The organism is Lysinibacillus sp. NPDC056232, assembly GCF_042267565.1.
Classification (GTDB): domain Bacteria; phylum Bacillota; class Bacilli; order Bacillales_A; family Planococcaceae; genus Lysinibacillus.
Window position 1 is genome coordinate 7812 of the sequence record NZ_JBHJTF010000013.1, and the last position, 15515, is coordinate 23326.

28 protein-coding genes and 2 pseudogenes (1 of these 30 only partly in view) are annotated in these 15515 nt (G+C 40.1%); all 30 read right to left on the minus strand.

Features of this window, described 5'->3' with window-relative positions; translation table 11 throughout:
* Positions 1 to 728 (minus strand): annotated as a pseudogene (locus tag ACFCYJ_RS11695) (DNA-directed RNA polymerase subunit alpha) (it extends 181 nt beyond the left edge of the window).
* 139 nt (positions 729 to 867) lie between these two features.
* Positions 868 to 1257 carry a 30S ribosomal protein S11 gene (gene rpsK / locus ACFCYJ_RS11700; RefSeq protein WP_049662876.1) on the minus strand — a complete coding sequence of 130 codons (390 nt, stop codon included), beginning with the start codon at positions 1255 to 1257 and terminating at the stop codon, positions 868 to 870.
* Between the two features lie 25 nt (positions 1258 to 1282).
* The gene (gene rpsM / locus ACFCYJ_RS11705; RefSeq protein ID WP_049662875.1) at positions 1283 to 1648 is read right to left on the minus strand and encodes a 30S ribosomal protein S13; all 366 of its coding nucleotides are present in this window, start codon (positions 1646 to 1648) and stop codon (positions 1283 to 1285) included.
* A 24-nt stretch (positions 1649 to 1672) separates the two neighbouring features.
* Entirely contained in the window at positions 1673 to 1786 is a 114-nt protein-coding gene (gene rpmJ, locus ACFCYJ_RS11710) for a 50S ribosomal protein L36 (protein WP_000868344.1), read from the minus strand.
* Positions 1787 to 1823: 37 nt separating this feature from the next.
* Entirely contained in the window at positions 1824 to 2042 is a 219-nt protein-coding gene (infA, locus tag ACFCYJ_RS11715; protein WP_004233690.1) for a translation initiation factor IF-1, read from the minus strand.
* Between the two features lie 86 nt (positions 2043 to 2128).
* Positions 2129 to 2206, minus strand: a pseudogene (locus ACFCYJ_RS11720) (type I methionyl aminopeptidase); the annotation flags it as partial.
* Positions 2207 to 2458: 252 nt separating this feature from the next.
* Positions 2459 to 3112 carry an adenylate kinase gene (locus tag ACFCYJ_RS11725; protein WP_376074140.1) on the minus strand — a complete coding sequence of 218 codons (654 nt, stop codon included), beginning with the start codon at positions 3110 to 3112 and terminating at the stop codon, positions 2459 to 2461.
* A 70-nt stretch (positions 3113 to 3182) separates the two neighbouring features.
* A complete protein-coding gene (gene secY / locus ACFCYJ_RS11730) occupies positions 3183 to 4478 on the minus strand; it encodes a preprotein translocase subunit SecY (protein ID WP_376074141.1) in 1296 nt (431 codons plus the stop codon).
* Entirely contained in the window at positions 4478 to 4918 is a 441-nt protein-coding gene (rplO, locus tag ACFCYJ_RS11735) for a 50S ribosomal protein L15 (protein WP_079562360.1), read from the minus strand. Before rplO ends, secY begins: the two co-directional genes overlap by 1 nt.
* A gap of 34 nt (positions 4919 to 4952) precedes the next feature.
* A complete protein-coding gene (gene rpmD / locus ACFCYJ_RS11740) occupies positions 4953 to 5135 on the minus strand; it encodes a 50S ribosomal protein L30 (protein ID WP_049662869.1) in 183 nt (60 codons plus the stop codon).
* Between the two features lie 13 nt (positions 5136 to 5148).
* Positions 5149 to 5652: a 30S ribosomal protein S5 gene (gene rpsE, locus ACFCYJ_RS11745; protein WP_053482806.1), complete on the minus strand. Its 504-nt coding sequence runs from the start codon at positions 5650 to 5652 to the stop codon at positions 5149 to 5151.
* A 21-nt stretch (positions 5653 to 5673) separates the two neighbouring features.
* Positions 5674 to 6033, minus strand: coding sequence for a 50S ribosomal protein L18 (gene rplR / locus ACFCYJ_RS11750; RefSeq protein WP_376074142.1), 360 nt, complete (start codon positions 6031 to 6033; stop codon positions 5674 to 5676).
* A 32-nt stretch (positions 6034 to 6065) separates the two neighbouring features.
* Positions 6066 to 6605: a 50S ribosomal protein L6 gene (gene rplF, locus ACFCYJ_RS11755; RefSeq protein ID WP_376074143.1), complete on the minus strand. Its 540-nt coding sequence runs from the start codon at positions 6603 to 6605 to the stop codon at positions 6066 to 6068.
* 30 nt (positions 6606 to 6635) lie between these two features.
* Positions 6636 to 7034, minus strand: coding sequence for a 30S ribosomal protein S8 (rpsH, locus tag ACFCYJ_RS11760; protein WP_008181717.1), 399 nt, complete (start codon positions 7032 to 7034; stop codon positions 6636 to 6638).
* A 29-nt stretch (positions 7035 to 7063) separates the two neighbouring features.
* Positions 7064 to 7249: a type Z 30S ribosomal protein S14 gene (locus ACFCYJ_RS11765; protein ID WP_004233656.1), complete on the minus strand. Its 186-nt coding sequence runs from the start codon at positions 7247 to 7249 to the stop codon at positions 7064 to 7066.
* 21 nt (positions 7250 to 7270) lie between these two features.
* Positions 7271 to 7810 (minus strand): 50S ribosomal protein L5, encoded by a 540-nt coding sequence (gene rplE / locus ACFCYJ_RS11770; protein ID WP_079562362.1) that lies wholly within the window; start codon positions 7808 to 7810, stop codon positions 7271 to 7273.
* A 27-nt stretch (positions 7811 to 7837) separates the two neighbouring features.
* Entirely contained in the window at positions 7838 to 8146 is a 309-nt protein-coding gene (gene rplX, locus ACFCYJ_RS11775; RefSeq protein ID WP_079562363.1) for a 50S ribosomal protein L24, read from the minus strand.
* A 35-nt stretch (positions 8147 to 8181) separates the two neighbouring features.
* The gene (gene rplN, locus ACFCYJ_RS11780; protein ID WP_376074144.1) at positions 8182 to 8550 is read right to left on the minus strand and encodes a 50S ribosomal protein L14; all 369 of its coding nucleotides are present in this window, start codon (positions 8548 to 8550) and stop codon (positions 8182 to 8184) included.
* A gap of 43 nt (positions 8551 to 8593) precedes the next feature.
* Positions 8594 to 8857 (minus strand): 30S ribosomal protein S17, encoded by a 264-nt coding sequence (gene rpsQ, locus ACFCYJ_RS11785; protein WP_049662854.1) that lies wholly within the window; start codon positions 8855 to 8857, stop codon positions 8594 to 8596.
* 18 nt (positions 8858 to 8875) lie between these two features.
* The gene (gene rpmC, locus ACFCYJ_RS11790) at positions 8876 to 9076 is read right to left on the minus strand and encodes a 50S ribosomal protein L29 (protein WP_049662852.1); all 201 of its coding nucleotides are present in this window, start codon (positions 9074 to 9076) and stop codon (positions 8876 to 8878) included.
* Entirely contained in the window at positions 9066 to 9500 is a 435-nt protein-coding gene (rplP, locus tag ACFCYJ_RS11795; protein ID WP_010860599.1) for a 50S ribosomal protein L16, read from the minus strand. The genes rpmC and rplP overlap by 11 nt, the downstream gene beginning before the upstream one ends.
* Position 9501: 1 nt before the next feature.
* On the minus strand, positions 9502 to 10155 hold the full coding sequence (gene rpsC, locus ACFCYJ_RS11800; protein WP_049662850.1) for a 30S ribosomal protein S3: 654 nt from the start codon (positions 10153 to 10155) through the stop codon (positions 9502 to 9504).
* Positions 10156 to 10158: 3 nt separating this feature from the next.
* Complete coding sequence (rplV, locus tag ACFCYJ_RS11805; RefSeq protein WP_004233639.1) at positions 10159 to 10503, minus strand: 50S ribosomal protein L22; 345 nt, start codon at positions 10501 to 10503, stop codon at positions 10159 to 10161.
* A gap of 22 nt (positions 10504 to 10525) precedes the next feature.
* Positions 10526 to 10804 carry a 30S ribosomal protein S19 gene (gene rpsS, locus ACFCYJ_RS11810; protein WP_376074145.1) on the minus strand — a complete coding sequence of 93 codons (279 nt, stop codon included), beginning with the start codon at positions 10802 to 10804 and terminating at the stop codon, positions 10526 to 10528.
* 60 nt (positions 10805 to 10864) lie between these two features.
* Positions 10865 to 11695, minus strand: a complete 831-nt coding sequence (rplB, locus tag ACFCYJ_RS11815) for a 50S ribosomal protein L2 (protein WP_049662846.1) — start codon at positions 11693 to 11695, stop codon at positions 10865 to 10867.
* Positions 11696 to 11743: 48 nt separating this feature from the next.
* Positions 11744 to 12028, minus strand: a complete 285-nt coding sequence (gene rplW / locus ACFCYJ_RS11820; RefSeq protein ID WP_053482811.1) for a 50S ribosomal protein L23 — start codon at positions 12026 to 12028, stop codon at positions 11744 to 11746.
* Positions 12028 to 12651 (minus strand): 50S ribosomal protein L4, encoded by a 624-nt coding sequence (gene rplD, locus ACFCYJ_RS11825; protein WP_376074146.1) that lies wholly within the window; start codon positions 12649 to 12651, stop codon positions 12028 to 12030. The genes rplW and rplD overlap by 1 nt, the downstream gene beginning before the upstream one ends.
* A 26-nt stretch (positions 12652 to 12677) precedes the next feature.
* Complete coding sequence (gene rplC / locus ACFCYJ_RS11830) at positions 12678 to 13307, minus strand: 50S ribosomal protein L3 (RefSeq protein WP_376074147.1); 630 nt, start codon at positions 13305 to 13307, stop codon at positions 12678 to 12680.
* 44 nt (positions 13308 to 13351) lie between these two features.
* Positions 13352 to 13660 (minus strand): 30S ribosomal protein S10, encoded by a 309-nt coding sequence (gene rpsJ, locus ACFCYJ_RS11835; protein WP_004233624.1) that lies wholly within the window; start codon positions 13658 to 13660, stop codon positions 13352 to 13354.
* A 479-nt stretch (positions 13661 to 14139) separates the two neighbouring features.
* Positions 14140 to 15456: a Na+/H+ antiporter family protein gene (locus tag ACFCYJ_RS11840; RefSeq protein ID WP_376074148.1), complete on the minus strand. Its 1317-nt coding sequence runs from the start codon at positions 15454 to 15456 to the stop codon at positions 14140 to 14142.
* Between the last annotated feature and the right edge of the window lie 59 nt (positions 15457 to 15515).

The window sequence follows — 15515 nt, forward strand, 5'->3', positions numbered from 1 at the left end:
TCTTCTTCTTTTTCGACCATGATTTCAGCAGTTTGTGCCTCATCTGTCATGCCCACGAAGATGTTTAGATGCTCGGTTAAAATTTTTGCTCCGAGCGAAATCGCCTCTTTCGGACCGATGCTACCATCTGTCCACACATCAAGAGAAAGTTTATCGTAGTCAGAAGACTGACCTACACGAGTATTTTCCACTTGGAAATTGACGCGTGATACTGGAGTGTAAATAGAGTCGATCGGGATCACGCCGATAGGAAGATCCTCACGTTTGTTTTGATCAGCAGGAGTGTAACCACGGCCGCGTTGAGCGTACATACGCATACGTAAATGACCGTTTTTAGCGATTGTTGCAATATATAGATCCGGGTTTAAAATTTCTACATCACTGTCATGTGTAATGTCAGCAGCTGTAACTGTACCATCGCCTTTTACATCAATCTCAATAACTTTTTCTTCGTCAGAGTAGATTTTAAGAGCTAGTTTTTTCACGTTCAAAATAATTGAAGCTACATCCTCTACAACGCCTTCTACAGTTGAGAATTCGTGAAGAACACCGTCAATTTGAATTGAAGTGACAGCAGCTCCTGGTAATGAAGACAGAAGGATACGACGTAAAGAATTACCCAAAGTGTTTCCATATCCGCGTTCAAGCGGTTCTACAACAAACTTTCCATATTTGGAATCTTCGCTGATCTCCACCGTTTCAATCTTTGGTTTTTCAATTTCGATCATTTTATTTACCCTCCTTCAAAACATCGAATGTATAGGTTCTTTCCATCATAGATTCGATCGTCATTGACGTATCGTTTATTATCTGCACAAGACAGTCTGTACAAAAAATGATGTTCTCATACAATATGAGACGCACCCATTACACGCGACGACGTTTTGGCGGACGGCAACCATTATGAGGAACTGGAGTAACGTCTTTAATAGCAGTTACATCTAAACCAGCAGCTTGAAGTGCACGAATTGCAGCTTCACGACCAGCACCAGGACCTTTAACAGTTACTTCCAACGTTTTCAGACCATGTTCAAGGGATGCTTTAGCAGCAGTTTCTGCAGCCATTTGAGCAGCGAATGGTGTAGATTTACGTGAACCACGGAAACCAAGAGAACCAGCACTTGACCAAGATACAGCGTTACCTTGCATATCTGTAATCGTTACGATTGTATTGTTAAATGTAGAACGAATGTGTGCGATACCAGATTCGATATTCTTTTTCACACGACGTTTACGAGTTTGTTGTTTACGAGCCATGTTAAGAAGGAACCTCCTTTACTTATTATTTTTTCTTGTTCGCAACTGTTTTACGAGGACCTTTACGCGTACGCGCATTGTTCTTCGTATTTTGACCACGAACAGGTAAACCACGACGGTGACGGATACCACGGAATGAACCGATTTCCATCAGACGTTTAATATTTAATGAAGTTTCGCGACGTAAGTCACCTTCAAGTTTGTATGAGTCTAATTGTTCACGGATTTTGTTTAACTCATCTTCAGTTAAGTCGCGTACGCGTGTATCTTCTGAAATACCTGCGTCAGCTAATACTTTCTGAGCTGTAGTTTTACCAATACCGTAAATGTAAGTTAATGAAATTACCACGCGTTTGTCGCGAGGAATGTCAACACCAGCAATACGTGCCATGTACGTTGTGCACCTCCTTTAGAATTACCCTTGTTTTTGTTTGTGTTTAGGATTTTCACAGATTACCATTACTTTACCGCGTCGGCGAATTACTTTACATTTTTCGCAGATCGGTTTCACAGATGGTCTCACTTTCATCTAACCTAACCTCCTTAGTAGTCCGGAGCGCAAAAGATTATTTAAAACGGTATGTGATACGACCGCGAGTTAAATCATAAGGAGATAACTCGATAGTAACCTTATCTCCAGGTAGAATACGGATAAAGTGCATACGAATCTTACCAGATACGTGTGCTAGAATCACATGTCCATTTTCTAATTCTACCTTAAACATCGCGTTTGGCAAAGTCTCAACGACTGTCCCTTCGACTTCAATTACATCATCTTTCGCCATCTACTCTGTCTCCTCTCTATATGCAAATTAAAGTTCTCATCGTTACATCAAACGGATATCTGCTGCAACTATAGAAGCAACCTCGTTTCAACATATGTTTGGATTGTATGAGAGATGTTTGAAAGACGCTCGTCTGGTTTCGCTTCACACAATCCACGGAATACACAGAACCATTAAGGGCACTGAACCTCCCATGTTTACACGAATACCGGAATGTCTTTGATGAGATATTCATACCCGTTACACAGATGCTTCCACGAAACCCATTATACTCTTCCAAAAGTCATGTTGCACTTTTTAAAAGAAATATATACCGGGCACAATATGCTTTTGCAACTCTCAAAAAAAAAATTATGTTTCGTTGTTGCTCCCGCATGCCTCCCGCGGAAGCAGTATTCTGCGCCCGGAGCCGGGTATCAGCTGCGGCTGCCCTGTAAAAGAGCATCAAGATCAGCAAACACATTGTTAATATCTTGCTGTCCATCTATATTTGTTAACACACCTTTTACGTCATAGTAGTTCAGTAAAGGTTGTGCTTGTTTCATATTTACTTCCAGACGGTTTGCAACCGTTTCAGGATTATCATCCGCACGTGTGTAAAGCTCGCCACCATCTTTATCACATTTTCCTTCCTCAGCTGGAGGATTGAAAATTAGATGATACGATGTACCACAAGTTTTACAAATACGACGACCTGAGAGACGAGCAACTAGCTCATCTTTTTCAACTTGGATGTTAATTGTATGTTCAATAGCTTTACCAAGATCAGCAAGGATGCTGTCTAAAGCTTCAGCTTGAGGAACAGTACGTGGGAATCCATCTAATAAGAAGCCCTTTTCACAATCATGTTTAGCAAGTCGCTCGCGAACAATACCAATCGTTACTTCATCAGGTACTAGAGCACCTTGATCCATGAACGATTTAGCTTGCAAGCCTAGTTCTGTACCATCTTTAATAGCAGCACGGAACATATCGCCTGTAGAAATATGAGGAATCGCGTACTTCTCAACGATTTTATCTGCCTGAGTACCTTTACCAGCACCTGGCAGACCCATTAAAACGATATTCATACGGAAATATTCCTCCCACAAAAGGTTTGCTGATTTCAGGAAACGATGAAACGTTCCCTAAAAACCAACATTATTTCATAAAGCCTTTGTAGTGACGTTTAACAAGTTGAGATTCTAGCTGTTTCATCGTTTCGAGCGCAACGCCGACTACGATAATTATACTAGTACCACCGATTTGCACTGTGGCAGGTAGATTCATAAAGTTTATGATTATAATCGGCATTACTGATATAACAGTTAAGAAAATCGCACCGACAAATGTCAGACGATATAACACGCTTGTTAAATACGTTTGAGTACTTTCACCAGGACGAATACCTGGAATGTAAGCACCTTGCTTTTTCAAGTTATCTGCCACATTTTCTGGATTCACTTGTATGAATGCATAGAAATATGTGAACGCGATGATCAAGGCAACGTAAACAATCATTCCAACAGGTTTTGTATAATCAAACGTGTTATTAATAAATGTTGATACAGCACCATCACCAAAGAACGGAACTAACGTACGAGGTGTCATCAGAAACGCTGATGCAAAGATTACCGGAATAACCCCTGCAGCATTTACTTTTAACGGTAAATGCGTTTGTTGAGAACCTGTTTGTTGATTGCGTCCAGTAACTCGTTTTGCATATTGAATTGGAATTTTACGTAGTGCTTGTTGCACATAGATAACTCCAACAACAACTGCAAGCAAAACTAAAACAAGTAAACCAAGAATCACTAGATTGATAAATAACTTATCACCAGCACCCTCGATTTGCTGTGCATAGATTTGGTTAATGCCATTCGGTAATGCCGCAACGATACCTGCGAAAATTACAACAGAAATACCATTCCCAACACCATGCGCAGTAATTTGATCAGCAAGCCATACTAGGAATGCTGTACCCGCCGTTAATACAATAGAAATTATAACATATGTTAAAATTCCTTCTTCTTTAATCAATGATCCGCCGTACATTCTGTTAAAACCAAATGACATTGCGAATGATTGGATAAAAGCAAGAATAATTGTAAAGTAACGAGTAAATTGAGCAAGTTTTCGTCTTCCGACTTCACCTTGCTTTGCCCACTCTGCAAATTTCGGTACTACGTCCATTTGCAATAACTGAACAATGATTGAAGCAGTGATGTAAGGCATAATTCCCATCGCAAAGATAGAGAAGTTTTTCAAAGCACCACCGCCAAAAGTATTTAGGAAACCAACGAGATTGAACTCATCAGTTGCCTTTAATACATTAGCGTCAACGTTTGGTACTGGTACAAACGTACCAATACGGAAAACGATTAACATTAAAAGAGTGAAAATGATTTTATTTCGTATATCTCGAACACGCATAAAGTTAGAGATTGTCTGAAACATTAAATCACCTCAGTAGTTCCGCCGGCATTTTCAATTGCTTCTTTAGCCGAAGCTGAGAATTTATGAGCTTTTACTGTAAGCTTTTTGTTAAGAGTTCCGTTTCCAAGAACTTTAATTCCAGCTTTTTCATTGCTCACTAAACCTGATTCAAGTAATAATGCAGTTGTTACTTCTGCACCATCTTCAAAACGGTTTAATGTGTCAAGATTAACGATCGCGTACTCTTTACGGTTAATGTTAGTAAAGCCGCGTTTCGGTAAACGACGGAATAAAGGGTTTTGACCACCTTCGAATCCTGGGCGTACACCGCCGCCAGAACGAGAGTTTTGACCTTTATGACCTCTACCTGCAGTTTTACCGTTACCAGAACCGATACCGCGACCTACGCGGTTACGTACTTTACGGGAACCTTCTGCTGGTTTTAACTCATGAAGTTTCATATTGGATGGCACCTCCTTGTTCGTTAATTAAAAATTAGTTTTCTTTTACAGTAACTAAGTGCGCTACTACATCAATCATACCGCGAGTTGCTGCATTGTCAGCTTTCTCAACAGTTTGGTTTAATTTACGTAAACCTAATGCTTCAATAGTTTTGCGTTGTGCTGGTTTAGAACCAATCACAGATTTTGTAAGGGTGATTTCTAATTTGTTAGCCATTATCTTTCCCCCCTTATCCTAATATTTCTTCCACTGATTTACCACGTAATTTAGCTACGTCCTCTACGCGTTTTAATTCAGTTAAACCTTGAATAGTTGCACGCACCATATTGATTGGTGTGTTAGTTCCAAGAGATTTTGAAAGAATATCAGTAATACCAGCAAGCTCTAGTACGGCACGTACTGGACCACCAGCGATAACCCCTGTACCAGGAGCAGCAGGTTTAATTAGGATTTCTCCTGCACCAAAGCGACCTTGCACTAAGTGTGGAGTTGTTCCACCTACGCGTGGCACTTCGATTAAGTTTTTCTTCGCATCTTCAACAGCTTTACGGATAGCATCTGGCACCTCTTGAGCTTTACCAGTACCGAATCCAACGTGACCGTTTTTATCGCCAACAACAACTAATGCTGTGAAGCGGAAGCGACGTCCACCTTTAACAACTTTAGCAACACGGTTAATAGTAACTACGCGTTCTTCAAGTTCTCCAAGTTTGTTTGCGTCAATTCGACTCATGAAATGTGTCCCTCCTTTTTATTAAAATTCTAAACCGTTCTCACGTGCAGCTTCAGCTAAAGCTTTTACACGTCCATGATATAAGTAACCACCACGGTCAAATACTACAGCAGTAATATTTTTTTCCGTAGCGCGTTTTGCGATTGTTTCACCGACTTTAGTTGCAGCATCAACATTGCTACCAGCAGCTTCAAAATCATTTTCTTGAGAAGATGCGCTAACAATTGTTACGCCTGCTACGTCATCGATAAGTTGAGCGTAAATGTTCTTGTTTGAACGGAATACGTTTAAGCGTGGACGCTCAGCAGTACCCGAAATTTTAGAACGTACGCGTGCATGACGTTTTTTACGAACCTGATTTTTATCTTGTTTCGTAATCACAAGGGTCACTCCTTTCTAATGCTTAAGCAGCATTATTTACCTGTTTTACCTTCTTTACGACGAACATATTCGCCTTCATAACGGATCCCTTTACCTTTGTAAGGCTCTGGTGGACGCACGTCACGGATGTTAGATGCAAGAGCACCAACGCGTTCTTTGCTAATACCTTTAACGATGATCTTAGTGTTAGAAGGAACTTCAACTTCTAGACCATCTTCAGGTGTGAACTCAACTGGATGTGAATAACCTACGTTAAGAACAAGTTTTTTACCTTGTAATTGCGCACGGTAACCTACACCGATTAGTTCTAATGATTTTTCGAAACCTGCAGAAACACCAGTAACCATGTTCGCTAATAGCGCACGAGTTGTACCGTGGTTTGTGCGGTGTTCTTTTGAGTCAGAAGGACGAGATACAGAAATCGCATTACCTTCTTGCTCAATTTTCATATCTTGGTGGAAAGAACGAACAAGTTCGCCCTTAGGACCTTTAACGGTAACTGAGTTGTCAGCTGCAACAGTAACAGTTACGTTAGCTGGTACCTCGATAATTTTTTTACCTACACGAGACATTTAGTTGCACCTCCATTCATTTATTGCTAATTACCAAACGTATGCTAAAACTTCGCCGCCAACTTGTTTAGCGCGAGCTTCTTTATCTGTTAATAAACCTTGTGAAGTTGACACTAAAGCGATACCAAGACCGTTCAGTACTTTAGGCACTTCATTTGTTTTTGCATATACTCGTAGACCAGGTTTAGAAATACGTTTTAAGCCAGTGATAACGCGTTCGTTATCTTTACCGTATTTTAAGAAAATACGGATAATACCTTGCTTGTTGTCTTCCACGTATTCTACGTCACGTACGAAACCTTCACGCTTTAAAATTTCAGCGATTTCTTTTTTCACGTTGGAAGCTGGTACTTCTAACTTCTCGTGACGAACCATGTTCGCATTACGAATGCGAGTAAGCATATCTGCAATCGGATCAGTCATTGTCATTACATTTACCTCCTTCCCAAATTAGGGGATTACCAGCTGGCTTTTTTCACGCCAGGAATTTGTCCCTTATATGCAAGTTCTCGGAAACAAATACGGCAAAGTTTAAATTTACGATATACAGAGTGTGGACGGCCACAGCGTTCACAACGTGTATATTCTTGCACTTTAAACTTTTGCTTACGTTGTTGTTTAACGATCATAGATTTTTTAGCCACGTTTTCGCCCTCCTTGTTTAATTACTTTTGGAACGGCATACCGAATTGTGTCAATAACTCGCGAGCTTCTTCATCAGAATTCGCTGTCGTTACGATCACGATGTCCATACCGCGTACTTTTGAAACTTTATCGTAATCGATTTCTGGGAAAATTAATTGCTCTTTAACACCTAAAGTGTAGTTACCGCGACCGTCGAATGCTTTTTTAGAAACACCGCGGAAGTCACGTACACGAGGTAGTGAAATTGAGATTAATTTGTCCAAGAATTCATACATACGCTCACCGCGTAATGTAACTTTAGCACCGATTGGCATACCTTCACGTAGACGGAAACCTGCGATCGATTTTTTCGCTTTAGTTACAACTGGTTTTTGACCAGTGATAATTGTTAATTCTTCTACAGCTGCATCTAATGCTTTTGAGTTTTGAACTGCATCACCAACACCCATGTTGATAACGATTTTGTCAACTTTCGGCAATTGCATAACTGATTTATATCCAAACTTGCTCATAAGAGCAGTTGAAACTTCATTTAAATATTTTTCTTTTAGGCGGCTCATTTGTGTACCTCCCTTCTTTTATAGAAATTAGTCGATTACTGCACCTGATTTTTTTGCAACACGAACTTTTTTACCGTTTTCGATTTTATAACCTACACGAGTCGGCTCGCCAGATTTAGGATCGATAAGCATTACGTTCGAAACGTGAATTGCAGCCTCTTGGCTTACAATTCCACCTTGTGGATTCAATTGGTTAGGTTTTACGTGTTTTTTCACGATGTTCACACCTTCAACAAGAACGCGATCTTGTCTAGGGTAAGAAGCAAGGATAACGCCTTCTTTGCCTTTGTCCTTACCAGTGATAACCTTAACCTTGTCACCTTTTTTTACATGCATGCTGTCGCACCTCCTTGATTGGCACTATCATGAAATTAAAGAACTTCTGGAGCTAGAGAAACGATTTTCATGAAGTTGCTGTCACGTAATTCACGTGCAACAGGTCCGAAAATACGAGTTCCGCGTGGTGATTTATCATCACGAATAATTACACAAGCATTTTCATCAAATTTGATGTACGTACCATCTTTACGACGTACGCCTGATTTAGTACGAACGATAACAGCTTTAACAACGTCACCCTTCTTAACAACGCCACCTGGTGTTGCTTTCTTAACTGTACAAACAACAACATCACCGATGTTAGCAGTTTTACGGCCAGAGCCACCAAGGACTTTAATTGTAAGAACTTCACGTGCACCTGAGTTGTCAGCAACTTTCATACGACTTTCTTGTTGGATCACTTAGGTTACCTCCCTTCGGAAATTGGTTGTTCCGAAATAGTTATTAAATAATAACCGCTTTTTCTACAACTTCAACTAGACGGAAACGTTTAGTAGCTGATAGCGGGCGAGTTTCCATGATACGTACGATATCACCGATTTTCGCTGTGTTTAACTCATCATGAGTCTTAAACTTTTTTGAGTATTTTACACGTTTACCATAAAGCTTGTGCTTTTTGTGAGTTTCAACTAAAACAGAAATAGTTTTGTCCATTTTATCTGAAACAACGCGGCCCGTGTAAACTTTGCGTTGATTACGCTCAGTCATACTTGAAAACCTCCTTTATCAGTTATTTGCACTGATTTCTCTTTCACGAATAACAGTTTTCATACGCGCGATTGCTTTACGCACTTCACGAATACGAGCTGTGTTTTCTAATTGACCAGTCGCCAATTGGAAGCGAAGGTTGAAAAGCTCTTCTTTCAGTGATTTCACTTTCAATTCTAATTCAGAAGTGGCAAGGTCACGGATTTCATTAGCTTTCATTAGATTCACCACCAGTTTCTTGACGTTTTACGATCTTACATTTAACAGGAAGCTTATGTGATGCTAAACGAAGTGCTTCACGTGCGATCTCTTCAGATACACCAGCGATTTCGAACATTACTTTTCCTGGTTTTACTACTGCAACCCAACCTTCAGGAGAACCTTTACCAGAACCCATGCGGACTTCTAGAGGTTTTTTAGTGTAAGGTTTGTGCGGGAAGATTTTAATCCAAACTTTACCGCCACGTTTCATGTAACGAGTCATCGCGATACGTGCAGATTCGATTTGACGGTTAGTAATCCAACTAGCTGTTTGAGCTTGTAAGCCCCATTCGCCGAAAGATACTTCTTTACCGCCTTTCGCTTCGCCACGCATGTTTCCGCGGTGTTCACGACGGTATTTTACGCGTTTAGGCAATAACATATTATTTGCCTCCTTCCACAGATTTCTTCGTAGGAAGAACTTCACCACGGTAGATCCATACTTTAACGCCTAATTTACCGTAAGTAGTGTCAGCTTCTGCGTGTGCATAGTCGATGTCAGCACGTAGAGTATGAAGTGGAACAGTTCCTTCACTATAGTGTTCAGCACGCGCGATATCAGCGCCACCTAAACGACCAGATACTTGTGTTTTAATTCCTTTTGCACCAGCACGAATTGTGCGTTGGATCGCTTGCTTTTGCGCACGACGGAATGATACACGGTTTTCTAATTGACGAGCGATGTTTTCAGCTACTAGACGAGCGTCAAGATCAGCACGTTTGATTTCGATAATGTTGATGTGTACACGTTTACCAGTTAAATCACTAAGGTATTTACGAAGATTCTCAACTTCAGAACCACCTTTACCGATTACCATACCTGGTTTCGCAGTGTGAATTGTAATGTTTACACGGTTTGCAGCGCGTTCGATTTCTACTTTAGAAACAGAAGCGTCTTTAAGAGCCGTTTCAATATATTTACGCACTTTGATGTCTTCGTGAAGTAGAGTTGCATAGTCTTTTTCAGCGTACCATTTTGACTCCCAGTCACGAATAATACCAACGCGCAGTCCTATTGGATGTACTTTTTGACCCATGGATTAACCCTCCTTCTTCTCAGATACCACTAGAGTAATGTGGCTTGTGCGTTTGTTAATTGCGCTTGCACGTCCTTGTGCACGTGGACGGAAACGTTTTAATGTTGGACCTTCATCAACGAATACTTCAGAAACTACTAAAGAGTTGATGTCAAGATCGTAGTTATGCTCAGCGTTAGCAACTGCAGATTTTAATACTTTTTCAACGACTGGAGACGCCGCTTTTGGAGTATGACGTAAAATTGCAACTGCCTCACCAACTTGCTTGCCTCGGATTAAGTCTACAACTAGACGGACTTTACGCGGAGCAATGCGAACAGTACGAGCGATAGCTTTAGCTTGTGTCATTAGGATTTACCTCCTCTCAAAATTAGCGTCTTGTTTTCTTGTCGTCTGCACCGTGACCTTTGTAAGCGCGTGTCGGTGCGAACTCACCAAGTTTGTGGCCTACCATATCTTCTGTTACGTATACAGGAACGTGTTTACGTCCATCATAAACAGCAATAGTTAAACCGATGAATGTCGGGAAAATTGTAGAACGGCGTGACCAAGTTTTAATAACTTGTTTTTTCTCAGAAGCCTCTTGTGCTTCCACTTTTTTCATTAAGTGACCATCAACAAAAGGTCCTTTTTTCAAGCTGCGACCCATGTAGGAACCTCCCTTCGTGATTCCACCACGGCTCTCACATAGAACCGTAGTTTAACCACTTTATTTTTTACGACTACGGATGATGAATTTATCCGATTTGTTTTTCTTCTTGCGAGTTTTGTAACCAAGTGCTGGTTTACCCCAAGGAGTCATTGGTGATTTACGTCCGATTGGAGAACGTCCTTCACCACCGCCGTGTGGGTGATCGTTAGGGTTCATTACAGAACCACGAACTGTTGGGCGTTTACCTAACCAACGGCTACGACCTGCTTTACCGATGTGTACAAGTTCGTGTTGTTCGTTACCAACTTGACCGATTGTTGCACGGCAAGTAGCTAGAACTAAACGTACTTCACCAGATTGTAGACGAACGATTACGTATTTATCTTCACGACCAAGTACTTGAGCAGAAGTACCGGCAGAACGTACTAATTGTCCACCTTTACCAGGTTTTAACTCGATGTTATGGATTGTAGTACCCATTGGAATGTTTGCTAATGGTAATGTGTTACCTACTTTAATATCAGCATCTGGACCAGATACGATTGTTTGACCAACCTCTAGACCTTTTGGTGCTAAGATGTAAGCTTTTGCTCCATCAGCGTAGTTGATTAATGCGATATTCGCAGAACGGTTTGGATCATATTCAATAGTAGCAACTTTTGCCGGAATGCCATCTTTCACACGTTTGAAATCGATAACACGGTATTGCTTCTTATGACCACCACCATGATGACGAACAGTGATTTTACCTTGGTTGTTACGACCAGCTTTGCGTTTAGTTGGTTCAAGCAATGATTTCTCAGGCTTGTTAGTTGTAATTTCCGCAAAGTCTAAAGACGTCATATTACGACGACCATTAGAGGTAGGTTTATACTTTTTAATCGCCATTGTGTATTCCCTCCTTCTTAAGTGTTCAAATCATAAATCCATTAAGGATTACATTTCGAATAATTCAATTTCTTTGCTATCAGCAGTTAATTTAACAATCGCTTTACGACGTTTGTTAGTGTAACCACCATAACGGCCAACGCGTTTGAATTTACCTTTGTAGTTAAGAACGTTTACTTTCTCAACTGTTACACCAAAGATTTCTTCTACAGCGTCTTTTACTTGAGTCTTGTTAGCGCGAGTGTCTACTTCGAAAGTATACTTTTTCTCTGCCATAAGTTCTGAAGAACGCTCAGTAATGACCGGACGTTTTAAAATATCACGTGCTTCCATTATCCAAGCACCTCCTCAACTTTTTCTACTGCAGACTTAGTGAATACAACTTTATCATGACCTAATAGATCAAGAACATTGATTCCGTTTGCAGTTAAAACTGTTACACCAGGGATGTTACGAGCAGATAATGCTACGTTTTCATCTAGGTCAGCAGTTACGAATAAAGATTTTTTCTCTAAAGAAAGATCTTTAAGGATTTTTGTGAATTCTTTTGTTTTTGGTGCTGCTAGTGAAAGAGCATCAAGAACTAAGAAGTTCTGTTCTACTACTTTAGCTGATAAAGCAGATTTAAGAGCTAAGCGACGAACTTTTTTCGGTAATTTGTAAGAATAGCTACGTGGAGTTGGGCCGAATACGACACCACCACCGCGCCATTGTGGAGAACGGATAGAACCTTGACGAGCACGACCAGTTCCTTTTTGACGCCATGGTTTACGACCACCACCGGCAACTTCAGAACGATTTTTAACTTTGTGATTACCTTGACGAAGAGAAGCGCGTTGTGCTACTACAGCGTCGAATAATACTGCTTCATTTGGCTCGATTCCAAAAATCGCATCGTTTAATTCGATTTCACCAACTGAAGCACCTGTTTGACTAAGTATAGATACTTTTGTCATTCCTGTTTCCTCCTTTCCTTAGGTGATTACTTAGCTTTAATTGCAGTTTTAACTGTAACAAGAGCTTTTTTAGAACCAGGAACATTACCTTTAACAAGTAGTAAGTTACGTTCCGCATCAACTTTCACGATTTCTAAGTTTTGGATTGTAACTACAGTGCCACCCATTTGACCAGGTAATTTCTTTTGTTTGAATACGCGGTTCGGAGCAACTGGACCCATTGAACCAGGACGACGGTGGTAACGAGAACCGTGGGCCATAGGACCACGAGATTGACCATGGCGTTTAATTACACCTTGGAAACCTTTACCTTTAGTAACACCTGTTACATCAATTACATCGCCTTCTGCGAAAATTTCTACTTTGACTTCTTGACCAACTTCGTATTCTTCCACGTTCACATTGCGGAATTCACGAATGAAGCGCTTAGGAGCAGTGTTCGCTTTTGCTACGTGACCTTGTTCTGGTTTGTTAGAAAGCTTAACACGCTTGTCTTCGAAACCAACTTGGATCGCTTCGTAGCCGTCTGTTTCAACAGCTTTCTTTTGAAGTACTACGTTTGGAGTAGCTTCGATAACTGTTACCGGGATTAAATCGCCGTTTTCAGCGAAAACTTGTGTCATACCAATTTTTCTACCTAAGATTCCTTTAGCCATTTGTCACACCTCCTGTAAGTTTTAAAAAGTTATATTTTTTACCATTAAAGTTTGATTTCGATATCAACGCCAGATGGTAAATCAAGTTTCATTAACGCATCAACAGTTTGTGGTGTTGGGTTAACGATATCGATCAGACGTTTATGCGTACGCATTTCGAATTGTTCACGAGAATCTTTATACTTGTGAACAGCACGAAGAATCGTGTACACAGACTTCTCAGTTGGAAGTGGAATCGGACCTGATACACTTGCACCTGAACGTTTTGCAGTTTCCACAATTTTTTCAGCAGACTGATCTAAAATACGGTGATCATACGCTTTTAAACGAATACGAATCTTTTGTTTTGCCATTATTTTCCCTCCTTCTCGCCTATTTTCTAGACATTCTCCACGAAAATTATCCTACACACCGCCATGGCAATGCGGCCGGGTGTGTCGGCAACCTCTCGTTTCATCGCAGTCAAAGACCAACATTCAACATTATACACAATAAAAAAAGAATAAGCAAGTCTTTTCGCTAAATTCTTTTAAATGTTGCTGATGTTCTTACTACTAATATTTCTCGCTTATCTAAGCCGTTTACTAGTATATAAAATTCCCATGAACATTGCAACACATAAGGTTGTTATATCAACGTTTTCGAATATTTCTAACAATAATCAGCTGCAAGAACGTGTTCGCTAAAGCACTGGTGAACTCAATTTGTAGATGATGCACTTTATCCTAGACGAAAACGATGCACTTAATTATGCCACCATTAAGAATCTATAATTTCATAGTGACAATAAAAAAAGCAGCCTCTAATAGTTAGAAACTGCTCTTTCTATTACTTATAAGAAAAACACACATGCAACCCAGCCAAATATAATGAGTGGGATGTTTATAAAAATAAACGTTGGCACACATGTATCCCAAATGTGATTATGTTGTCCATCTACATTTAAACCTGCCGTTGGTCCAAGAGTAGAATCTGAAGCAGGAGAACCGGCATCACCTAAAGCACCTGCTGTACCTATAAGACAGATAATCGCCAAAGGACTCATTCCTAACCCTTGTGCAAGAGGAACAAATAAAGTTGCAATGATAGGTACTGTCGCAAAGGATGAACCAATCCCCATCGTCACTATTAAACCAATGACCAACATAATCAATATAGCTAGACTCTTATTTCCTTGAAGAATTGTTAAAGAGTTTGAAATTAAGCTATCCACATGACCTGTAGCGTTAATAACAGATGCAAAACCATTTGCAGCGATCATAACAAAACCAATAAAGGCCATCATCTTCATTCCCTCTGAAAGAATCTCATCTGCCTCTTTCCATTTAAGGGCACCAGTAAAATACATCATCATAATTCCTGCAAAAGCGCCTACAATCATCGAATCTGTATAAATTTGTGCACCTAGAGAGACAATTAAAGCCACAGTCGTAGAAAAAATAACGAACTTACTGACATGAACATTTAAAGATTCTGTCTCAATATCATTGTTTTGATATTGTCGAGGTTTTCGATATACGAAAAAGGCTACACATAATCCAATTAACATCCCCAGAACGGGTATAGCCATCGCTACTGGTACATCACGTGAGGATGCTTCCATACCTGCCTTGGTTACTTGAGTAGAAACGATATCTTGGAATATAGCCCCGAAGCCAGCAGGTACGAAACTATACGTCCCTATTAAACCAACAGCAATTAATGTAGCGATAATTCGTCGGTCTACCTCTAGCATATTTAATACCTTTAAAATCGGAGGGATCAATAGTGGGATAAAGGCTATATGAATTGGAATTATGTTTTGTGAGAAAATAGACATCATAAAGATTAGAAAAAAGATTAAAACCTTTACTAAACCATTTCGATTACTTGTACCGTTTTTATTTAATATTTTTAAAATCCCTGCAATCATTAATTCAGGAATTCCTGTTTTTGAAATGGCAATAGCGAAACCGCCAAGCAATCCATAGCTTAAAGCAATCGTTGCGCCTGCTCCTAATCCTTCTGTAAATGATTGTACAGTTGCTTCAATACCCATGCCGCTTGTTAGACCTCCTGCAAAGGCCCCCAATACAAGAGAAAGAACAACATTGATACGGAGCAAGCTTAATATTAACATGACGGCCACTGCCACAATTACTGCGTTCATTTCAACACTTCACTTTCGTACACTAGATTACTAATACGTTAAACTTTAACCGTCTAATA

Bases quoted from the DNA above. Each gene is read 5' to 3' on its own strand.
- rpsK (WP_049662876.1), bottom strand. From the start codon at position 1,257: ATGGCTCGTAAACAACAAACTCGTAAACGTCGTGTGAAAAAGAATATC.
- rpsM (WP_049662875.1), bottom strand. From the start codon at position 1,648: ATGGCACGTATTGCTGGTGTTGACATTCCTCGCGACAAACGCGTGGTA.
- rpmJ (WP_000868344.1), bottom strand. From the start codon at position 1,786: ATGAAAGTGAGACCATCTGTGAAACCGATCTGCGAAAAATGTAAAGTA.
- infA (WP_004233690.1), bottom strand. From the start codon at position 2,042: ATGGCGAAAGATGATGTAATTGAAGTCGAAGGGACAGTCGTTGAGACT.
- ACFCYJ_RS11725 (WP_376074140.1), bottom strand. From the start codon at position 3,112: ATGAATATCGTTTTAATGGGTCTGCCAGGTGCTGGTAAAGGTACTCAG.
- secY (WP_376074141.1), bottom strand. From the start codon at position 4,478: ATGTTTCAGACAATCTCTAACTTTATGCGTGTTCGAGATATACGAAAT.
- rplO (WP_079562360.1), bottom strand. From the start codon at position 4,918: ATGAAACTTCATGAGTTAAAACCAGCAGAAGGTTCCCGTAAAGTACGT.
- rpmD (WP_049662869.1), bottom strand. From the start codon at position 5,135: ATGGCTAACAAATTAGAAATCACCCTTACAAAATCTGTGATTGGTTCT.
- rpsE (WP_053482806.1), bottom strand. From the start codon at position 5,652: ATGAGTCGAATTGACGCAAACAAACTTGGAGAACTTGAAGAACGCGTA.
- rplF (WP_376074143.1), bottom strand. From the start codon at position 6,605: ATGTCTCGTGTAGGTAAAAAAATTATCGAGGTACCAGCTAACGTAACT.
- rpsH (WP_008181717.1), bottom strand. From the start codon at position 7,034: ATGACAATGACTGATCCGATTGCAGATATGCTTACTCGCATTCGTAAT.
- rplE (WP_079562362.1), bottom strand. From the start codon at position 7,810: ATGAGCCGCCTAAAAGAAAAATATTTAAATGAAGTTTCAACTGCTCTT.
- rplX (WP_079562363.1), bottom strand. From the start codon at position 8,146: ATGCATGTAAAAAAAGGTGACAAGGTTAAGGTTATCACTGGTAAGGAC.
- rpsQ (WP_049662854.1), bottom strand. From the start codon at position 8,857: ATGACTGAGCGTAATCAACGCAAAGTTTACACGGGCCGCGTTGTTTCA.
- rpmC (WP_049662852.1), bottom strand. From the start codon at position 9,076: ATGAAAGCTAATGAAATCCGTGACCTTGCCACTTCTGAATTAGAATTG.
- rplP (WP_010860599.1), bottom strand. From the start codon at position 9,500: ATGTTATTGCCTAAACGCGTAAAATACCGTCGTGAACACCGCGGAAAC.
- rpsC (WP_049662850.1), bottom strand. From the start codon at position 10,155: ATGGGTCAAAAAGTACATCCAATAGGACTGCGCGTTGGTATTATTCGT.
- rplV (WP_004233639.1), bottom strand. From the start codon at position 10,503: ATGACACAAGCTAAAGCTATCGCTCGTACTGTTCGCATTGCTCCGCGT.
- rpsS (WP_376074145.1), bottom strand. From the start codon at position 10,804: ATGGGTCGCAGCTTGAAAAAAGGACCTTTTGTTGATGGTCACTTAATG.
- rplB (WP_049662846.1), bottom strand. From the start codon at position 11,695: ATGGCGATTAAAAAGTATAAACCTACCTCTAATGGTCGTCGTAATATG.
- rplW (WP_053482811.1), bottom strand. From the start codon at position 12,028: ATGGAAGCACGTGATATTTTAAAACGTCCGGTCATTACTGAGCGTTCT.
- rplD (WP_376074146.1), bottom strand. From the start codon at position 12,651: ATGACAAAAGTATCTATACTTAGTCAAACAGGTGCTTCAGTTGGTGAA.
- rplC (WP_376074147.1), bottom strand. From the start codon at position 13,307: ATGGCTAAAGGAATCTTAGGTAGAAAAATTGGTATGACACAAGTTTTC.
- rpsJ (WP_004233624.1), bottom strand. From the start codon at position 13,660: ATGGCAAAACAAAAGATTCGTATTCGTTTAAAAGCGTATGATCACCGT.
- ACFCYJ_RS11840 (WP_376074148.1), bottom strand. From the start codon at position 15,456: ATGAACGCAGTAATTGTGGCAGTGGCCGTCATGTTAATATTAAGCTTG.